At 74.7% G+C, this 2,388-nt stretch carries 2 protein-coding genes and 1 pseudogene; 2 read left to right on the plus strand and 1 reads right to left on the minus strand.

Annotated features, from left to right (window positions below):
- Window positions 1–409: TetR/AcrR family transcriptional regulator (locus tag D8M29_RS10865; RefSeq protein ID WP_127445969.1), on the minus strand; the 409-nt coding region annotated here is incomplete at its 3' end.
- 127 nt (window positions 410–536) lie between these two features.
- Here D8M29_RS10865 and D8M29_RS10870 point away from each other — a divergent pair.
- Together D8M29_RS10870 and D8M29_RS14245 are read left to right on the plus strand one after the other, a co-directional pair.
- Entirely contained in the window at window positions 537–1,880 is a 1,344-nt protein-coding gene (locus tag D8M29_RS10870; protein WP_044658924.1) for an acetyl-CoA C-acetyltransferase, read from the plus strand.
- A 315-nt stretch (window positions 1,881–2,195) separates the two neighbouring features.
- Window positions 2,196–2,388, plus strand: a pseudogene (locus tag D8M29_RS14245) (3-oxoacyl-ACP reductase); the annotation flags it as partial.

Consider the following 2,388-nt stretch of genomic DNA (forward strand, 5'->3'; position numbering starts at 1 on the left):
CGAGGAACGGGCCCAGCACAGGGGCCTCGGCCGCGGCGGGGGACGGGGCGACGGCGAACGCGTACACCTCGGGCGACGTCGCCGCGACCGTGAGATACACCTCGACCATGCGACGCAGCGCCTCGGGTTCGGAGACCGGTTCGTCCGCGACCTCGAGCAGGCGGCGCTCCATGTGTGCGGTGACCCGCTCGGACACCGCCAGGCGCAGGCCCTCGCGGTCGCCGAAATAGCGGTAGTAGACGGTCTTGGAGGTGCCCGCGTGGGACGCGATCTCCTCCATCGAGGCGTGTGCGCCCAGGGCGTGCACGGCCGACCGGGCGGCCCGGACCAGTTCCAGACGGCGCTCGGCGCGGTGCCGGTCCCAGCGGACGCTGCGACCGTCCCGGGCGGTGGACGTGACGGGATTCACGAAACCGAGCGTATCAGGTACCGTGGATCACAGTCACCCACCCCGCCGACGTCCGTATCGTCCGTATCGTCCGGGGTGACAACGCCCCCGCCGCGTCGGCGGTGGGCCCGCCGTCGAGAGGACCGTCATGACCCACCACGAGACCCCCGCGTCCGAGACCGCCTCCCGCCCCGCCGTCGCCGGCGGAGCGCTGCGCCCCGCCGTCATCCTGGGCGGCAACCGCATCCCGTTCGCCCGTGCCAACACCGCCTACGCCGAGGTCGGGAACCAGGAGATGCTCACGGCCACGCTCGACGGCCTCATCGCGCGGTTCGGGCTCCAGGGCGAGCGCCTCGGTCAGGTCACCGCCGGCGCCGTCCTCAAGCACCCGCGCAACTTCAACCTCACCCGCGAGGCCGTCCTGGGCTCCGCGCTCTCCGCCGCGACCCCGGCCGCCGACGTCCAGGTGGCCTGCGCCACCGGCATGGAGGCCCTGGGCACCCTGGCCAACAAGATCCGGCTCGGCCAGCTCGACTCCGCCATCGGCGGCGGCGTGGACTCGATCTCGGACGCCCCCGTCTCGCTCTCCGACGGTGCGCGCCGCGTGCTGCTGCAGCTCAACACCGCCAAGACCACGAAGGACCGCCTGCGCGCCCTCGCCCAGCTGCGCCCCGGGCAGCTCGTGCCCGAGCCGGCCGGCGCGGGCGAGCCGCGCACCGGCATGTCCATGGGCGAGCACCAGGCCCTGACCACCCACAAGTGGGGCATCACCCGTCAGGCCCAGGACGAGCTCGCCGCGGCCTCCCACCGGAACCTCGGCGCCGCGTACGCCGCCGGGTACATGGACGATCTGGTGACCCCGTTCCACGGCCTGGCCCGCGACAACAACCTCCGCCCCGACTCCACGCCGGAGAAGCTGGCCGGCCTGAAGCCCGCGTTCGGTCGCCAGCTGGGGGACGAGGCGACCATGACGGCGGCCAACTCCACCCCGCTCACCGACGGCGCCTCCGCGGTGCTGCTCTCCTCCGAGGAGTGGGCCGCCGAGCGCGGGCTTCCCGTGCTCGCCGAGTTCGTGGACATGGAGAACGCCGCCGTGGACTTCGTCGACGGGCACGAGGGCCTGCTCATGGCCCCCGCCTACGCCGTCCCGCGCCTGCTGGCCCGGCACGGGCTCACCCTCGACGACCTCGACTTCGTGGAGATCCACGAGGCGTTCGCCGGCACCGTCCTGTCCACGCTCGCCGCCTGGGAGGACGAGGAGTACTGCCGCGAGCGCCTCGGGCTGCCGGGTGCGCTGGGCTCGGTGGACCGCGCCCGGCTCAACGTGCACGGCTCCTCGTTGGCGGCCGGTCACCCCTTCGCCGCGACCGGCGGCCGCATCGTCGCCCTGCTGGCCAAGATGCTGCATGAGAAGGGGGAGGGCTCTCTCGGCCTCATCTCCGTCTGTGCCGCCGGCGGCCAGGGCATCGTCGCCCTGCTGCGCGGCCGCTGAGCCCCGACCGACCCGATCCGAGAGGACCGACCATGACCGACCGTTACGGCACCTTCGTCGCCTCGCCCCTGGGCCGCCGCCTCACCGGCGCCCTGGGCCTGCCTCAGCCCGTCGAGCTGCGCCGGCACACCCCCGGCGACCCCGTGCTGCCCGGCTCCGTGCTCGTCCTGGGCGCGACCCCCGCAGCCGCGGACGCCCGCACCCTCTTGGCCTCGTGGGGCCTCGAGGTTGCCGACGCCCCCCGGGAGGGCGCCCGCCACGCGGCGATCGTCGCGTGCTTCGCCGGGGGTCGCCACGCCCGCGGACCTCGGCGCGGTGGCGCTGGAGATCGGCGGCGCGCTGCGCTCGCTGGGCTCCTCCTCGCGCGTGGTGACGGTGTTCGAGGACCCCGAGTCCGCCACGGACCCGACCCTGCGCGCCGCCCGCCAGGGCGTGACGGGCCTGACCCGCTCCATCGCGCACGAGATGCGCCGCGGCGGCACGGCCAACGGCCTGGTCCTGGGCGAGG

This window comes from Micrococcus sp. HSID17227, from assembly GCF_003989405.1.
In the GTDB taxonomy this organism is placed as follows: Bacteria; Actinomycetota; Actinomycetes; order Actinomycetales; family Micrococcaceae; genus Micrococcus; species Micrococcus luteus.